Annotated in this window: 13 protein-coding genes; 6 read left to right on the top strand and 7 right to left on the bottom strand. The window is 61.7% G+C overall.

Annotated elements, in window-relative coordinates; translation table 11 throughout:
• Positions 1-84 precede the first annotated feature (84 nt).
• Positions 85-1,536 carry an ATP-binding protein gene (locus BLU37_RS24610; RefSeq protein ID WP_172833055.1) on the top strand — a complete coding sequence of 484 codons (1,452 nt, stop codon included), beginning with the start codon at positions 85-87 and terminating at the stop codon, positions 1,534-1,536.
• Here BLU37_RS24610 and BLU37_RS24605 read toward each other — a convergent pair.
• Positions 1,528-4,317 carry an ATP-binding protein gene (locus BLU37_RS24605; RefSeq protein WP_090209831.1) on the bottom strand — a complete coding sequence of 930 codons (2,790 nt, stop codon included), beginning with the start codon at positions 4,315-4,317 and terminating at the stop codon, positions 1,528-1,530. The genes BLU37_RS24610 and BLU37_RS24605 overlap by 9 nt on opposite strands.
• A gap of 245 nt (positions 4,318-4,562) precedes the next feature.
• Positions 4,563-5,018: a helix-turn-helix domain-containing protein gene (locus tag BLU37_RS24600; RefSeq protein ID WP_090209829.1), complete on the bottom strand. Its 456-nt coding sequence runs from the start codon at positions 5,016-5,018 to the stop codon at positions 4,563-4,565.
• 250 nt (positions 5,019-5,268) lie between these two features.
• Between BLU37_RS24600 and BLU37_RS24595 the strand changes: the two genes are divergently transcribed.
• The 4 genes from BLU37_RS24595 to ycaC all read left to right on the top strand — a co-directional run bounded on the left by BLU37_RS24595 (position 5,269) and on the right by ycaC (position 9,330).
• The gene (locus BLU37_RS24595; RefSeq protein WP_090209827.1) at positions 5,269-6,192 is read left to right on the top strand and encodes a LysR family transcriptional regulator; all 924 of its coding nucleotides are present in this window, start codon (positions 5,269-5,271) and stop codon (positions 6,190-6,192) included.
• A 138-nt stretch (positions 6,193-6,330) separates the two neighbouring features.
• Positions 6,331-6,747 carry a DoxX family protein gene (locus tag BLU37_RS24590; protein ID WP_090209824.1) on the top strand — a complete coding sequence of 139 codons (417 nt, stop codon included), beginning with the start codon at positions 6,331-6,333 and terminating at the stop codon, positions 6,745-6,747.
• A 46-nt stretch (positions 6,748-6,793) separates the two neighbouring features.
• On the top strand, positions 6,794-8,632 hold the full coding sequence (locus tag BLU37_RS24585) for an amidohydrolase (protein WP_090209822.1): 1,839 nt from the start codon (positions 6,794-6,796) through the stop codon (positions 8,630-8,632).
• Positions 8,633-8,703: 71 nt separating this feature from the next.
• On the top strand, positions 8,704-9,330 hold the full coding sequence (gene ycaC, locus BLU37_RS24580) for an isochorismate family cysteine hydrolase YcaC (RefSeq protein WP_019361892.1): 627 nt from the start codon (positions 8,704-8,706) through the stop codon (positions 9,328-9,330).
• A gap of 104 nt (positions 9,331-9,434) precedes the next feature.
• Here the strand turns inward: ycaC and BLU37_RS24575 are convergent, their stop codons facing one another.
• Positions 9,435-10,454: an alpha/beta hydrolase gene (locus tag BLU37_RS24575; RefSeq protein WP_090209820.1), complete on the bottom strand. Its 1,020-nt coding sequence runs from the start codon at positions 10,452-10,454 to the stop codon at positions 9,435-9,437.
• 149 nt (positions 10,455-10,603) lie between these two features.
• On the opposite strand from BLU37_RS24575, the gene BLU37_RS24570 reads away from it, so the two are divergent.
• Positions 10,604-11,500 (top strand): LysR family transcriptional regulator, encoded by an 897-nt coding sequence (locus BLU37_RS24570; RefSeq protein WP_010452370.1) that lies wholly within the window; start codon positions 10,604-10,606, stop codon positions 11,498-11,500.
• 4 nt (positions 11,501-11,504) lie between these two features.
• Here the strand turns inward: BLU37_RS24570 and BLU37_RS24565 are convergent, their stop codons facing one another.
• The 4 genes from BLU37_RS24565 to BLU37_RS24550 are packed head-to-tail and all read right to left on the bottom strand — an operon-like array spanning position 11,505 to position 15,729.
• Positions 11,505-11,912 (bottom strand): hypothetical protein, encoded by a 408-nt coding sequence (locus BLU37_RS24565; RefSeq protein ID WP_090209817.1) that lies wholly within the window; start codon positions 11,910-11,912, stop codon positions 11,505-11,507.
• 3 nt (positions 11,913-11,915) lie between these two features.
• Entirely contained in the window at positions 11,916-12,650 is a 735-nt protein-coding gene (locus tag BLU37_RS24560) for a hypothetical protein (protein WP_010452366.1), read from the bottom strand.
• Between the two features lie 13 nt (positions 12,651-12,663).
• Positions 12,664-15,081: a penicillin acylase family protein gene (locus BLU37_RS24555; RefSeq protein ID WP_090209815.1), complete on the bottom strand. Its 2,418-nt coding sequence runs from the start codon at positions 15,079-15,081 to the stop codon at positions 12,664-12,666.
• 27 nt (positions 15,082-15,108) lie between these two features.
• Positions 15,109-15,729 (bottom strand): 2OG-Fe(II) oxygenase, encoded by a 621-nt coding sequence (locus tag BLU37_RS24550; RefSeq protein ID WP_090209813.1) that lies wholly within the window; start codon positions 15,727-15,729, stop codon positions 15,109-15,111.
• Positions 15,730-15,753: the final 24 nt, after the last annotated feature.

The raw sequence follows: 15,753 nt of genomic DNA, 5'->3' as shown, positions 1-15,753 counted from the left end.
AGGGAGGCGTGGTTCCGCTGGATCATTTCGCGCGTTGGCCCGTGCCGCGACGAAATCGAACCTGGCGTGGGCCCGCGAGTGGACATGAACAGCCTCAGACAATTGGATGGCGATGCGCTATTGCGTTTCGGCCCTTATGCCTTTCACCTGCGCCAACGCCTGGTCCTGGAGGGAGAGAGGCCTCTGCGCATGGGCGGTCGAGCCCTGGACATTCTGCAGGTGTTGCTCGAACGCGCGGGCAGCGTGGTCAGCAAGGATGAACTGATCGCCCGTGTATGGCCGACCTCGGTGGTCGAGGAAATCAACCTGCGCGTGCACATTGCCGCCTTGCGCCGGGCCTTGGGCGATGGGAAGGGAGGGCAGCGTTACATCGTCAACGTCCCGCAGCGCGGCTACAGCTTTATCGCCTCCGTCCAGCGTGAGCAGACCGCGCTGCCGGCTTTGTTGGAGGCCGCGCTCAAGCCCCAGCATAACCTGCCGGCCCGGCTGACTTCGGTGATCGGCCGCGATTCGCTGGTTGGCAGCCTGGTTCGTCAGTTGCCGGGGCGTCGTTTCATGACGCTGACGGGCCCGGCCGGGGTCGGCAAGAGCACCACGGCGTTGCGCGTGGCCGAACTGCTCCTGCAGCACTACCGCGAGGGTGTCTGGTTGGTTGACCTGGCCACGCTCGATGACCCGGCGCGACTGGTCGAACAGCTAGCCAGCAGTCTGGAGATGGACCCGCAACTGCATGACTTGGTTGAACGGCATACCCTGTTGGTGCTGGATAACTGCGCCCATTTGCGCGATGGCTGTCGGGCCCTGGTCGAGCGGCTGTTGGCGACGGCCCCGCGCCTGTCGATCCTGGTCACCAGCCGTGAGCCACTGGGCGCCCGCGACGAGTGTGTGCAGCGTCTGCCACCGTTGGCGGTACCGCCGGCTTCGGCGTTGCACAGCGTGGAGGAGGCCATGGGCTATTCGGCGGTTCAACTGTTCGTCAGCCGGGCCCGTGCCTGCCAGCAGGAGTTCGTACTGCGTGAGCAGGATCTGGTCGCGGTTCGCGAGATCTGTCGCCGGCTCGACGGTCTGCCCCTGGCGATAGAGCTGGCGGCGACCCAGATCGGCGCACTGGCGCTGGTGGGCCTGCAGGCCCAGCTCGACAACTGCTTTCAACTGCTGACCCAGGGCCGTCGTACCGCCGAGCCCCGCCACCGGACGCTGAAGGCGGCACTGGACTGGAGCTACGAGCGGCTGGCGCCCAAGGAGCAACTCCTGTTGCAGCGCCTGGCCGTGTTCAAGATGGGTTTCAGTGCGCAGGCGGCTGTCGCGGTCGCCTGTTGTGCACAGTTGCCAGTGGCGCAACTGCCGGAGTTGCTGCGGGGCCTGGCCGACAAGTCGTTACTGGTGGTGGAGCAGGGCGACAGCCTGTCGCCTTATCGCCTGTTCCATACCACCCGCTCCTATGCCCTGGAACAGTTGGAGCGCAGCGGGCAGGCGCGCCTGCTGCACAGGCGCCATGCCGACTACGTGCGTCAGGCGCAGTGGGTATCAGGCTGACAGGCGCGGTTCCAACTGGTCGAGCAACCGCGCGGCGTCGAGCAGGTCTGGCATTTCGCAGCCTTCGCGGAACCGGGCATGGACTGGTGCGAGCAACTCATGCGCTGAACAGCAGCGCCCCTGTTGCTGCCACAGTCGCGCCAGCGAGGTGGCGCTGCGCAGTTCCCAGGCCAGTGCGCCCTGGGCCTGAGCCACCGCAACAGCCTTGAGCAACAGCGCTTCGGCGGCCTCCGGCTGACGCCCAGCCAGCAGTTTCTCGGCCTGGGCCCGCAGGATCTCCGCGCTGCTCCAGCCGGCCGCGCCACTTTCGGCGCGCTGAAGCAGCGCGTCATCGACGAAGCGACTATCGAGCGTCACCATGATTTCCTTCATCAGGCCGCTGCTGGCAGGCATCAGTGTGGTCGGTGGTTGCCCGGCGATGACTTGGGCGTAATGCAGGCCCCAGCGATGGAACAGCAGGACCGAATGTTTCTGCGCCTGCTCCAGCAGCAGTTGCAGCAGTTCTCGAGCGGTCTGGGTGTCACCGTTGTAATAGGCAATCGGGCAGCCGGACAGCGCCAGGGTGTAGCAGATCGAGGTGCCATGGTTGACTTGCAGGGCCAGCTCCAGTGCCTGGCGTGCGGTGTGCCAGGCCTGTACCGGCAGGCCCTGCAGCCAGAGGATGCGTGCCAGGACAGTCAGGGCGGCGACGCTCTGGTCGTACTGCACGCCGAAGTCGCGGGTGAAGCGGTTGACATGATCGCTCTGGGCCAGGCGCTGGAGCACCTGTTCGGCGAGCTGTCGGGCCAGGTTCTGCTCGCCGGAGTAGTGCAATGCCAGCACTCGCAGGCGCTGGGTACCCAGCGACAGCGGACTATCGCTCAGTGCCAATTGGTCGAATTGCCGGCTTTGTTCCAGAGCCAGCTGATAGTTGCCGTTGCTGAGGTTGGCGGTCATTTGACCGGACACGGCCTTGAGCTGGCCGCCCCGATCGCCATGGTGTTCGGCCAGCGCCAGGGCGCTGCTGAACGTGTCGAGGGTTTCGGCGCTGCCGCCCTGTGTGTGGTAGCAGGTGTTGCCCAAGGCCAGTTTGAGCGCGATGCGCAAATGCGGGGAAGGGCTGAGCTGCTTTTCGAGCAACGCGAGCGCCTTGCGCACATGGCCACCGTGCTCCTGGGGCAATGACAGCTCCTGCCACAACGGTGCTGACGCGGCGGCCAGGTGGATCGCCAGCGTTTGCGGCCCCTGTGGTCCCAGCCCCCAGTCCAGCGTCGCGCGCAAATCTTCCAGGCCGCGGACGTAGCGATCGATCCAGCGCTCGGTGCTGGTATGTTCCCACTCGGTCTGTGCCTGTTCCATCAGTGCCAGGCAGCGTTCGGCGTGGCGCAGCCGGGTTCCCGGCAGTTCGCAGGCTGACTCGAGCTTTTCCAGGGCGTAGCTGCGGGTGGTGTCGAGCAGTCGGTAAAACACCTCTGCGTCACCCACTTCGACGTTCAGCAACGATTTGGCGACCAATTGTGTGATCGAGGCAAACACCTCGCCGCTTTCAACGTTCGCGCCCTTGATCACCGCGGCTGCCGAGGCCAGGGTGAAGCTACCGCGAAAGATTCCCAGCCGGCGCAGGCAAACCTGTTCGTTGGCGGTGAGCAGTTCGAAACTCCAGTCCAGGGTGGCGCGCAAGGTCTGGTGGCGACGCAGTGGCGTCTGGCTACCTTGGGCCTGCAGACGAAAGCTGTCCTGCAACTGCGCGAGCAGTCCTTCCAGGCCCAGGTTATCGACCTGGGCGGCCGCCAGCTCGATGGCCAGTGGAATGCCGTCCAGACGCTGGCAGATCTCGATGACCAGCGGCAGTTGTGCCTGGGTCAGTTCGAAGCTGTCCTGACAGGCCATCGCGCGCTCGACGAACAGCTGCAGGGCAGGGAAATCCAGGGCCTGGGCGCTGTTCAAAGTGGTCAGCGGCGGCGGGCAATCGAGCGAATCCAGGCGTTGCACGAACTCACCTTCGGCCCGCAGGCTTTCGCGGCTGGTGGTCAGGATATGCACCTGGGGGGCACCGCGCAGGAGTCTTTCGCACAGCGGCGCGACGGCGTCGAGCAGATGTTCGCAGTTGTCGATCACCAGCAGCATCTGCCGCTCGCGCAGGAAGGCGACGAGGCTGCTGGTGGGTTCGACTTCTGGAGCGCAGACCCCGAGCAGCATCGCCAGTTGGCTGGCGACCATTGCCGGGTTGTCGAGCGGGGCGAGGTCGAGCAGGCGAATGCCGTCCCGGTAATGGCCGATCAGTTGTTCGGCCACACTCAATGCAACGGTGGTCTTGCCGATACCGCCGGGGCCGACCAGGGTGATGAAGCGCTGGTGCGCAAAGTGCTGGACCATGCTGGCGAGCAGTGCCTGGCGACCGATCATGCGGGTGCGGCGTAGCGGCAGGTTGTGGCTGTCGGTAAGCGAGCCTTCGGGTGGCTGCGGCTCGATCAGGTCCCATTGGCATGGGGCGACGAAACTGTAGCCGCGCTGTGCGACGGTGACGATGTAGCGTTGCCCGGCCTGGCCGTCGCCCAGGGCCTTGCGCAGTGCGGCCATGTGCACCCTGAGGTTGATGTCTTCGACCACGCTGTCCGGCCAGACCCGGGCAATCAGTTCCTGTTTGCTGACCAGTTGTCCGGCGTGTTCGAGCAGGATCAGCAGGATGTCCATGGCGCGCCGTCCCAGCCGCAGCGGGCGGTCGGCCTCCAGGATCAGACGTTGTCCGGGGTAGGTCCGATAAGGGCCGAAACGCACGGCCTGCTCGAGTGAAAGGGTCAACGGGTTGCTCCTGCTTGCTTTTCTTCTGGTCGTCCCGCCGAGGTTCGTCGAGGGGGCGGCGGATGACCTGGGCTGCACACAAGGCCCCTGTCTATCACGCAATATCCGTGCATATTCCTCAGGTTTGGGTGGTTGTGCAAGGTAGTGGCAGGTTGACTTTATGGCAGCAGGGCGACGGCCATCCATTTCACTGTGGATGGCCGCCATATGACGGCAGATGCATGCGAAAACGGCGACGTCCGCGCTTAGCGGGCGCCGGGTCGCTCCACATAGCACAGGTGACGGGTCGTGTGCCGGACAGGTTTGGCGGCCAACTGCTGGCAACGCCAGGCAAAGGGGTTGGTCCCTTCGCTGCGGGTGAAGATGTGACAGAAGTACGCCTGGTCGCAGAAGCCGCATTCCAGGCTGATTTGCGTCAGGCTCAGGTCGGTGTCGCGGATCAATTGCTTGGCCCGTTGAATCCGCTGTTGGCGAATCCAGTCCTGGGGTGAGAGCCCGGTGCTGCATTTGAATGCCCGCGAGAAATGGCTGCGCGACAGTGAACAGGCCCGCGCCAGTTCACTGATCTCCAGGGTTTCGCTCAAGTGCTCGAGGATCAGTTGCTTGACCAGGTTTTCTCGCCAGGGCGACAGGCCGCCGGGGGCGGGTGTACGGGTTTCGGTGACGCTCGGGGCAGTGGCGTTGGGCTGTATCTGGACCATGATCAATATCCGTGTCGAGGGGAGGGGGCGCTGGCGCACAGCACCTCGAGTCAGCGCCGTCCCTCGCTAGGGGTGAGGTCATCATTTTTGGTGCGGGGGCGTTAAGGGGCTAGTTAAACGTTGTTAATTCCTTGCCCGGCCACGACCCGGCGTGGCCGGGCCAAGTCAGCACACTGATTCAAGTCGCGAAGGTGGGGATCGATGGATACTGGAGGATCGCCCCTGGCTGATCCGTGAGGAGACTGTGCCGATGAACCGAAACGACCTGCGCCGCGTCGACATGAACCTGCTGGTGATTTTTGAAGCGCTGATGTTTGAAAAGAACCTGACCCGGGTCGCGGAAAAGCTCTTCATGGGCCAGCCCGCCGTGAGCGCGGCGCTGGGGCGCCTGCGTGACCTGTTCGACGATCCGTTGCTGCTGCGCAATGGTCGCAGCATGGAGCCGACGGCGCGGGCCCTGGCGATTCTCAAGGAACTGCAACCGGCGATGGACACCATCTCCGGTGCGGTCAGCCGGGCGAAGGATTTCGATCCGGCGACCAGTTGCGATGTGTTTCGTATCGGCTTGTCCGACGATGCCGAGTTCGGCCTGTTTCCACCCCTGCTGAGCCAACTGCGCGAGGAGGCGCCGGGGATCATCGTCGTGGTGCGTCGGGCCAATTACCTGCTGATGCCGTCGCTGCTGGCTTCCGGGGAGATCTCCGTGGGCGTGAGCTACACCACCGACCTGCCGGCCAATGCCAAGCGCAAGATGCTGCGTGACATCCCCTGCAAGGTGCTGCGTGGCGATGACCGCCCGGGGCCGTTGACCCTGGATGAATACTGCGCGCGGCCGCACGCGATGGTGTCGTTCTCCGGCGACCTGAGCGGCAACATCGACCTGGACCTGGCGAAAATCGGTCGCAGTCGTCGGGTGGTGCTCGGCGTGCCGCAGTTCAGCGGCTTACGGGCCTTGTTGGCCGGTACCGAAATGATCGCCACTGTGCCTGACTATGCCGCCTGTGCCCTGGTGGAAGGCTGTGCCCTGCGCGCCGAGGATCCGCCGTTCGAGATCGATGCGGCGCAACTGTCGATGGCCTGGAGCGGTGTGCATGACAACGACCCTGCCGAACGCTGGCTGCGCTCGCGGATCGCGCAATTCATGTCCGCGCCGCTGGACATGCCTGCGCTCTAGGGCGCGCCGCCGCAGGACGAACAGCGCTCTCGTGCAAAGAGAGCACGTACATTCAATTTTTCCGCTGCCCGCACCCGCACTATCCGTAAACAGTCCGGCTTCCTGATGCCGGTGGTTTCTTTGGATGATGGGTGGAACATGAACGCTTCGTGCTGGAATGAACGGGCGCAGGCCCTCGGATTACTGTTCATGCGCGTCAGCGCTGCGGTGTTTCTGTTGTGGGTCCATGGCCTGCCGAAACTGCTGCACTACAGCACCGAGCTGCAGAACATCGAAGACCCTTTCCACCTGGGGGCGAACCTGACCCTGATGCTGGCGATTTTCGCCGAAGTGTTCTGTCCGCTGCTGATCATCGTCGGCGTACTGGTGCGTCTGGCCTGCTTGCCTATTCTTTCCGTACTGCTGGTAGCGTTGGTCTTCGTGCACCCCGAGTGGACTATCGCCGAAGGCCAGTTCGCCTGGCTGCTGCTGATTCTGTTCACCAGTCTTTTCATCGCCGGTCCCGGACGACTGGCGCTCAATGATCGTTTCGCCGGAATCTGGCGTCTTGCCTGATCCCCTGGCGATCCTTTCTCACTCTTACCCTGTCGAAGGAGACGCGATGAACGCCGATCTGATTCTGTTCAATGGTCAATTCCATACCGTTGACCGTGAAAAACCCCTGGCCAGCGCCGTGGCTATCCACGAAGGCCGCTTCGTCGCGGTGGGTACCGATGCCGAGGCGATGGCCTTGCGCGGTGCGCGCACCCAGATCATCGACCTCAAGGGACGCTGTGTGATCCCGGGTCTGAACGACTCGCACCTGCACCTGATCCGGGGTGGCCTGAACTACAACCTCGAACTGCGCTGGGAAGGCGTGCCGTCCCTGGCCGATGCCCTGCGCATGCTCAAGGACCAGGCCGACCGGACCCCAACCCCGCAGTGGGTCCGCGTGGTCGGTGGCTGGAACGAATTCCAGTTCGCCGAAAAGCGCATGCCGACCCTGGCAGAACTCAACCAGGCCGCGCCGGACACCCCGGTGTTCGTGCTGCACCTCTATGACCGCGCCTTGCTCAACCGCGCCGCCCTGCGTGTGGCCGGCTACACCCGCGACACGCCGAACCCGCCGGGGGGCGAAATCGTGCGTGACAGCAACGGCGAGCCGACCGGCATGCTGGTGGCCCGCCCGAATGCGATGATCCTCTACTCGACCCTGGCCAAGGGGCCCAAGCTGCCACTGGAATATCAGGTCAACTCGACCCGCCAGTTCATGCGTGAACTGAACCGCCTGGGCCTGACTAGTGCCATCGATGCCGGCGGCGGTTTCCAGAACTACCCAGACGACTACCAGGTGATCGAGCAGTTGGCCAAGGAGGAGCAACTGACCGTCCGCATCGCCTACAACCTGTTCACCCAGAAACCCAAGGAAGAACTGACCGACTTCAAGAACTGGACCGGTAGCGTCAAGCTGCACCAGGGCGACGACTTCCTGCGCCACAACGGTGCCGGCGAGATGCTGGTTTTCTCTGCCGCCGACTTCGAGGACTTCCTCGAGCCACGTCCGGATCTGCCGGCGAGCATGGAAGCCGAGCTTGAGCCCGTGGTCCGTCACCTGGTCGAGCAGCGCTGGCCGTTCCGCCTGCACGCCACCTACAACGAATCCATCAGCCGCATGCTCGATGTGTTCGAGAAGGTCAACCGCGACATTCCGTTCAACGGGCTGCCGTGGTTCTTCGACCACGCCGAAACCATCACCCCGCAGAACATCGAGCGTGTTCGTGCGCTGGGCGGCGGTATCGCGATCCAGGACCGCATGGCGTTCCAGGGCGAATATTTCGTCGATCGCTACGGTTCCAAGGCTGCCGAAGCCACACCACCGATCAAGCGCATGCTGGCCGAAGGCGTGCCGGTCGGTGCCGGTACCGATGCCACCCGCGTGTCCAGCTACAACCCTTGGACTTCGCTGTACTGGATGGTCAGTGGCCGTACTGTCGGCGGCCTGGCCCTGTATGAAGAAGGTCTGCCTCGCACGACCGCACTGGAGCTGTTCACCCACGGCAGCGCCTGGTTCTCCTCCGAGCAGGGCAAGAAAGGCCAGATCAAGGTCGGTCAACTGGCCGACCTGGCTGCCCTCAGCGCGGATTTCTTCAGCGTCGAGGAAGAAGCCATCAAGTGGATCGAGTCGGTGCTGACCGTGGTCGGCGGCAAGGTGGTGTACGCCGCCGATGACTTCGAGAAGCTGGGCCCGGGCATCCTGCCGGTGCTGCCGGACTGGTCGCCGGTTGCCAAGGTGCCGGGACACTGGCGTCCGACTTCGCCACTGCAGGCTCAGGTTCACCAGTGCAGCGGCCCTTGCGCCGTGCACTCCCACAGCCATGAACGGGCACGTCAATCGAACGTGCCGGTCAGCGATTTCCAGGGCTTCTGGGGCGCCTTCGGCTGTTCCTGCTTCGCGTTCTGATTTCTCACCCCACGGCGCCGGTCGAACCGGCCGGCGCCACAACACCTCGCTGTCTATCCCGGAGTCTCGAAATGAGTAACGTTCCTTACAAACGCCTGGACAAAAATGATGCGGTGGTTCTGCTGGTCGACCACCAGACCGGCCTGATTTCGCTGGTACAGGACTTCTCGCCGAACGAGTTCAAGAACAACGTGCTGGCCCTGGCCGACTGCGCCAAGTTCTTCAACCTGCCGACCATCCTGACCACCAGCTTCGAAAAAGGTCCTAACGGCCCGCTGGTTCCGGAACTGAAAGAGATGTTCCCGGATGCGCCATACATCGCGCGTCCAGGCCAGATCAACGCATGGGACAACGAAGACTTCGTCAAGGCCATCAAGGCCACCGGCCGCAAGCAACTGATCATTGCCGGTGTTGTGACCGATGTCTGTGTGGCGTTCCCAACCCTGTGCGCCCTGGAAGAAGGTTTTGACGTGTTCGTCGTCACCGATGCCTCCGGTACCTTCAACGATGTGGTGCAGCAGGCTGCCTGGTCTCGCATGTCCGCTGCCGGCGCACAACTGGTGAACTGGTTCGCCGTGGCTTGCGAGCTGCAGCGCGACTGGCGCAACGACATGGAAGGCCTGGCCAACCTGTTGTCGCAGCGTATCCCGAACTACCGCAACCTGATGAACAGCTACTCGGCGCAGACTGCCAAGTAAGCTTTTTGCGACACCACAAAACCCGCCGCAGCGAGCTTTCTCGTTGCGGCGGGTTTTTCTGCATGGAGGGGTCATCCTTGACCGCTCGTTTTTCGTCTACGCGCTTACTTGAGATGGGTCTTGAGTTCCAGGGCCGCCTGACGCATCGCCGCCTTGACTTCAGGAATCCCGTTCAGCGGGTTGAGCAGGCCGAAGTCGTGGATCATGCCGTTGTAGCGCACGCTGGTCACCGGCACACCGGCTGCGTCCAGGTGACGGGCATAGGCTTCGCCTTCGTCACGCAGCACGTCGAATTCGGCGGTCTGCACCAGCGCTGGCGGCAGGCCGCGAAGCTGTTCGGTGCTGGCCTGCAAGGGCGAGGCGTGAATCTGTGCGCGCTCGGCGCTGTTGGTGGTGTAGTTGTCCCAGAACCACTTCATCATACCCTTGGTCAGGAAGTGGCCCTCGGCAAACTGCTGGTACGACGCCGTGTCGAAGCGCGCATCGGTCACCGGCCACAGCAGCAACTGGAAGCGCAGTTGCGGGGTCTTGCGTTCCTTGGCCATCAGCGCCACGACCGCCGCCATGTTGCCGCCGACGCTGTTGCCGGCCACCGCCAGGCGCTGGCTGTCGACCCCGATTTCCTTGCCGTGCTCGGCGACCCATTCGGTGGCGCCGTAGGCCTGGTTGATCGCGGTCGGGTAGTGCGCTTCCGGCGACGGCGTGTAGTCGACGTAGACCGCCACCGCACCGGAGTCGACCACCAGGTCGCGGATCAGGCGCTGGTGAGTCGGGAAGTCGCCCAGTACCCAGCCGCCGCCGTGGAAGAACATGAACACGGGCAGGGTCCCCTTGACCCCGGCCGGGCGGACAATCTTCAGGGTGACCGGCTGACCGTCGACCTGGATCGACCGCTCGCTGACTTCGATGCCCGAGAGGTCGACTTTCACCGAGGCCTGGGCGCCGGTCAGGACTGCCCGGGCATCACGTGGGCTCAGTTGTTCCAGGGGACCGCCACCGCCGGCGGCAAGGGCATCGAGGAATGCCTGGGTGTTGTGCTCGACGCCGGTGTTGCCGGCGGCGAAGGCCTGGCCGACGCTGAGGGCGAGGAGGGTGGTGGTCAGGGTCTTTTGCACGAGGTTCATGGTGAAATCCTTTTGATTTGATTGATTTGTATTCAGTGTGTTTGGCGACCGACTCAGGGACTGTCGCTGCAACGTGTGAACAGATTAATGGGATGCCAGAACATGAAAAAGCCGCTATAAAGCGTTTTACTGTCAACCATGGAGTGACAATGAACCCTTTCGAAGATATGCGTATTTTCTGCCAGGTCATGGATTCCGGCAGCTTTACCTCCGCTGCCGACCAGTTGGGCCTGTCCAAGCAGTTCGTCAGTCGGCGCCTGATGCAACTCGAAGAGCGCCTGGGGGTGCGGCTGCTCAATCGTTCGACCCGGCGCCTGGACGTCACGCCCCTGGGGCAGAGCTACTATGAATCGGCCTTGCGCCTGCTCGGCGAGGTCGAGCAGGTGGAGCAGAGCATTGCCGGCCAGACCGCCGAACCGCGCGGCACCATTCGCCTGAGTGCGCCGCTGTCGTTCGCCCTGGCGCACCTGGCGTGTCTGCTGCCGCCGTTCTTGCAGCGCTACCGCGAGGTCAGCGTCGAGGTCGATCTCAGCGACAGGCCGGTGGACCTGCTTGGCGAAGGCTACGACCTGGCGCTGCGCATCGGCACGCTGGAAGACTCGACGCTGATTGCCCGGCGCATCGCCAGTATCGATCGGGTCTACTGCGCCAGCCCGGCCTACCTGGCCAGGCGCGGCACGCCGCTCAAGCCTGATGACCTGCACCTGCATGATTGCCTGCCGTACGGACATGGCCGTCAGGTGCAATGGCGCTTCAGCGGGCCGGGCAAACCGACGGTGGTCAATGTCACGGGGCGGATGCGGGTCAACAACGGCGACCTGCTCAGGGATGCGGCCATTTTCGGGATGGGCATCACCTACCTGCCGGTCTTCATTGTCGGTTCGGCGCTGGAGGATGGCCGGCTGGAGCCGGTGCTGAACGACCTGCGCCCCGAGCCGCTGGTGCTGTCGGCGGTGTATCCGCAACATCGCCAGGCGTCGCGGCCGGTGCAGGCGTTCATCGAGTTTCTGCGCGAGCGGTTGGACCGGATTGAAGGTCGTTCCTAGACGCTCAAGAAGGGGTGCCAGGTGTCCGAAACGGCTGTTTCGAATCGCTGAGCCAATAGACCGTTGTGAAATACCCCCAACCGATCAGAAATGACGGGGCGACCGTCAACAACACATTAGGCGTACCCGCTTTCATATGAAGGGTTGCCGACAAGGCAGTAAAGAGACTTACCACCGTCAAGGGCACAACTGCTCGTCGAACGGGTAAGGGCCAAAGGGTGAACACCCGCGCCAGCTTGAACATGGCTGACAGCGCGATGAGCGTTGATCCATAACTGATGAGGCCTTGGATGATGGCCGCCCGGCTCATCGCGCCGATGCCGTGATCAGCATTGGATAGCGCTGCCAGCGCGCCATAAAAAATGGCCGCCGGCAGCGCCGAGAGAAGAACGGATCTGTTATTCACTCGCATGAGCTACCGAATGATCTTTTCTTTGACGAACCACTCCGAGTCGGGTTGCAGTGCCACCACACACAGGATCTGATCGGAGTAGGTGACATGTCTGATGAAGTGCGCGTTGGTGACTTCATCGCTGGACATGTCCATCTTCGGGAAGAAGTTGGGCGCGACGGAGCTCTGACCGCCCGGGATGACCCCGGTATTCACGTCCAGCACCAGGTCCTTGGATAGCGAGTGCACGATCTCCAGCGCCAGTGACGACATCTCGGCATCCTGCACATCAAGGCGCAGATCAGGGTAGAAACGGGCAGACGGAACTCGCGAGGACATGACCCGGAACATGTTGTAAACCACCGGGTTATAGGTCTTGGCCACGATCAGGCGGGGCAATCCGATCGATTGAATGACATTTTTCAGGAAGAACTGATTGAGCTTCTTGAAAAGCGACGATCCTCGATATTCATCAGCGATCATTGCCGTCCACAGATAGAGGAATGATGATGAGCCGAATGGAAGGCTTTTCGCTCCGATGATCCCCACCACCCGTTCGCTTTCGGAGTCGATGGCCAGCGCCAGATGTTCGTAGATGTCGAAGATGCCTGGCTGATTGCCAAAATACTGTCTGACGTCGTATTCGGGCATTCCCCGTTGCAGGTCCTCGACGATCTTGACCTTGAAGGTCTCGGGGAAATTACGGCCGACAACCGAGTAATCCAGGTCCCAATCCGTAGTGTTTATCTGTCTGTTCATAGACGACCTTGATTCAGAGTTTATTGTTTGGGTGAAATGTCAGTGCGTGGCTTTCGGATGTCTGCGCTGACGACGGGATTTTTATGTAGTCGCCGCGGGCCCAGAGCCTGTTCATATCGACATAGCCGTTGAATTTGATTCCTGTATTGGCGGAGGACAGGATGTAGCTTGAGTTATCAAGATTCGACAGGTCGGCCACCATCCTGAAGGTGGCCGCAATGTTGGTGTTGAACGGGTTGGCCGGATCACTATAGTTGTAGCGCCCGACGTTCACCGTAAAGTTATCGCCGCCCATGTTGTTGCGGTTGTCGAAGAGCCAGGCCATGGGGCTCTTGTGCAGGGGCACATGTTCGCTCACGGCGGTATGGGCGTTGCCCCATTTCCAGGCGCGGGTGTCAGCACCATATTTGTCGCGGATTTGCTGCAACGACCGGTTCAGGGAGGCCTCCAGCACCTGCTGGCATTTGTCGGCGCCACCGCACCAGAAGCCCTGGTCGGCTTTCCCGCTCAAGACCAGGTTGAGAAACGCATCGTAGTTACGCTGATTCCAGCCAGCCGCCAGCAGATCCTTGCCTATTTTCGGCTCCAGTAGCGCCTGCGTGAGGTTCTTCACCCAGTAGGCTGCAATCAATGGTGCCGCCGACTCGGGATCCGAGTCGAATCGCCAGGCCTTGAGCAGGCTCAACTGCGCAGGCGCCGAAGGCAGGCCGTCGATGGGCGCGATCATTTTCGGTAACAGATCGGCCAGGGACGACGAGTACCGATCCTGCTGGATGTCGGCTGACGTCTGCAGGGTATGCGGTGCACGTTGCTTCAACAGTTCCATGATGCGCTCATAGCGATAGGGCAGAACCCAGTCATGGCCGAAGTTGAATGCATAGTTGTCGGGCACGATGCGGTTGTTGGCCGTGGCGATGTAGCCGCTGGCCGGGTTGAACTGCCGCGGTTTGGCGGCTTCGGGCACATAGCCCGTCCAGTCGTATTTGCCTTCCCAGCCGGGCGCGGGGCCTTGGCCGAGGAGATCGTTGTCGTGCGCCTTGACGGGTACCCGGCCAGCTGACACATAGCCGATGTTGCCTGCGGTATCCCCATACACCATGTTCTGCGGAGGCAGGCCGAACTCTGCGGAAGCTTGCAGGAACTGCGGCCAGTTTTCTGCGTGGTTGATCTCCAGGATGCTGTCGAAGGTTTTGTCGTTGGGATCCAGTCCGGTCCAGGCCAGAGCGATGACTACCGATTTCCTGCCGCTGATGGCCTGCTGTGCGGCCTGGTAGATATCGCTGATGACCGGGCCGTGCCGGGTGTAGCGCACTGGCAAGGTGATCGTGGTTCCCCCCTTCACCCTGATCTGTTCCTGCACCACCCGAAACGGCTGATAGGTCGAATCCGAGGACAGATAAAGAGTGCTGTCCGACGGGTTCAGTTTCTCCAGATACGCATCCTGGACGGACGAGCCGGTGTTGGTGTAGCCCCAGGCGATCTTCCTGTTGTGTCCGATCACGAAGAGGGGCGCGCCGGCATAGGTGGCACCCACGAGCGAAGTGTCGGGCGTCTCGAGTGCTGCCAGATAGAACAATGCCGGGTTGGTCAGTCTCAGGTGCGGATCGTTGGCCAGGATCGGTTTACCCGTCACGGTATGGTTGCCAGCAATCACCCAGTTGTTCGAGCCGACACCCTCGACATTCGAGGGCGGCAGCTTGTCCAGCAGGGCCAGGCCGGTGCCGGCCGCATCGAGATTGTTGTACAGCGCGGCATAGTCCCGGGTCTTGACGGGGGCACTATCCGGGTAAGGGGCGAACACCTCGTTGATCTGGGCGACGCTCAGGTTTTTTGACAGCGACAGACGCTGCAATTGCATGCCGAGGTTAGAACTCAGGGTCCAGGAAAACAGCAAGTGCAGCGCGACGGAGTCCGAAGGCTCCCAGTGTCTGGGCGCTGCGGAGCGGGTCAGCGAAAACTCGACGGGCAACCGATCGCCGAACTTGTCGATGAAGAAATTCACACCCTCACTGTAGCTGCGCAGGACGTCCTGGGTTTGCGGCTTCAGTTGCTGAAAAATCAGCTCTGCGTTTTTCTTGAAGCCCAGCGTCCTGGCAAATTTATCCATTTCCACCGTCGAGGTGCCGAAGGTTTCCGACAGGGTGCCGCTCGCGTACTGCCTGCTGAACTGCATCTGCCATAACCGATCACGGGCATGGCTGTAGCCCAGCAGGAAATAGGCATCGCGTTCATTGGTGGCCTTGATGTGCGCAATGGCGTTGGCATCCCAGGCGATACTGCCCTTGTCGGAAATACCCTTGGGTACTTCTATGACGCCGGTTTCGAACACATTGGACAGCGTGATGTTGTGCAGCACATACATCACGCCAGCGGTCGCCACGGCGAATGTGCCTAGCACGCCATAGAGTATTATTTTTATCGATGTTTTCATGAGATCCAACTTCCTGAATCAGTGAAATCACGCCACCCGACGATTTTTCTCTGCGTGCTTGCTCACGAAAAACACCAGCGATACCCGTTCACCTTCGGTCACGGCTTCAACTTGGTGGGGGAAGGAGCAATCGGTGATCACGATCGATTGCAACTCGGGGCGAATGAGATTCACTTGTTCGTCCTGTTTGTTGAAAATCAGGAACTCGCCGCCGGCAAAACGCTTGCCCAACTGCAGGACGATCGAATACAGGTAGTCAGGGTTGCTATCGATATCCAGGTGTTTGCCGATGAAGGATCCATCTTTCATCTTGTTGACCTGCATGCGGCGAATGTAGAAATCTTCGCCATCGAGCAGGTTGGAGACAAAACCCAGCAGCTTTTCATTGCACACCAACGAAATCATATGGTCTGAGAGCGGTTGATTGACGCGTGTCGGTCTTTCGATATCGGTCATGAAGCGGGCGACTGTCAGGTCGTTGAGTTCATCGGCATCGCCGATATAGACCTGCTCCCACGGCAGCGATGGGGTCGCCAGAATAGAGTTGATCTCATTCCAGTCATCCTGGCTGTACAGGAAGTCGGTGACACTGGAGTAAAAAGAGCCGTTGTTTGCCAATTCTTTTTTTGCGACGTCGACAATGTTCATTTCACGTTCCTTCGTTAAGAGTGG

The organism is Pseudomonas asplenii, assembly GCF_900105475.1.
Taxonomy (GTDB): domain Bacteria; phylum Pseudomonadota; class Gammaproteobacteria; order Pseudomonadales; family Pseudomonadaceae; genus Aquipseudomonas; species Aquipseudomonas asplenii.
This window is presented reverse-complemented; position numbering and strand designations above follow the sequence as displayed.

Coding starts and splice junctions, on each gene's coding strand:
- BLU37_RS24610 (WP_172833055.1), top strand. CDS start 85: ATGAACAGCCTCAGACAATTGGATGGCGATGCGCTATTGCGTTTCGGC.
- BLU37_RS24600 (WP_090209829.1), bottom strand. CDS start 5,018: ATGGTCCAGATACAGCCCAACGCCACTGCCCCGAGCGTCACCGAAACC.
- BLU37_RS24595 (WP_090209827.1), top strand. CDS start 5,269: ATGAACCGAAACGACCTGCGCCGCGTCGACATGAACCTGCTGGTGATT.
- BLU37_RS24590 (WP_090209824.1), top strand. CDS start 6,331: ATGAACGCTTCGTGCTGGAATGAACGGGCGCAGGCCCTCGGATTACTG.
- BLU37_RS24585 (WP_090209822.1), top strand. CDS start 6,794: ATGAACGCCGATCTGATTCTGTTCAATGGTCAATTCCATACCGTTGAC.
- ycaC (WP_019361892.1), top strand. CDS start 8,704: ATGAGTAACGTTCCTTACAAACGCCTGGACAAAAATGATGCGGTGGTT.
- BLU37_RS24575 (WP_090209820.1), bottom strand. CDS start 10,454: ATGAACCTCGTGCAAAAGACCCTGACCACCACCCTCCTCGCCCTCAGC.
- BLU37_RS24570 (WP_010452370.1), top strand. CDS start 10,604: ATGAACCCTTTCGAAGATATGCGTATTTTCTGCCAGGTCATGGATTCC.
- BLU37_RS24565 (WP_090209817.1), bottom strand. CDS start 11,912: ATGCGAGTGAATAACAGATCCGTTCTTCTCTCGGCGCTGCCGGCGGCC.
- BLU37_RS24560 (WP_010452366.1), bottom strand. CDS start 12,650: ATGAACAGACAGATAAACACTACGGATTGGGACCTGGATTACTCGGTT.
- BLU37_RS24555 (WP_090209815.1), bottom strand. CDS start 15,081: ATGAAAACATCGATAAAAATAATACTCTATGGCGTGCTAGGCACATTC.
- BLU37_RS24550 (WP_090209813.1), bottom strand. CDS start 15,729: ATGAACATTGTCGACGTCGCAAAAAAAGAATTGGCAAACAACGGCTCT.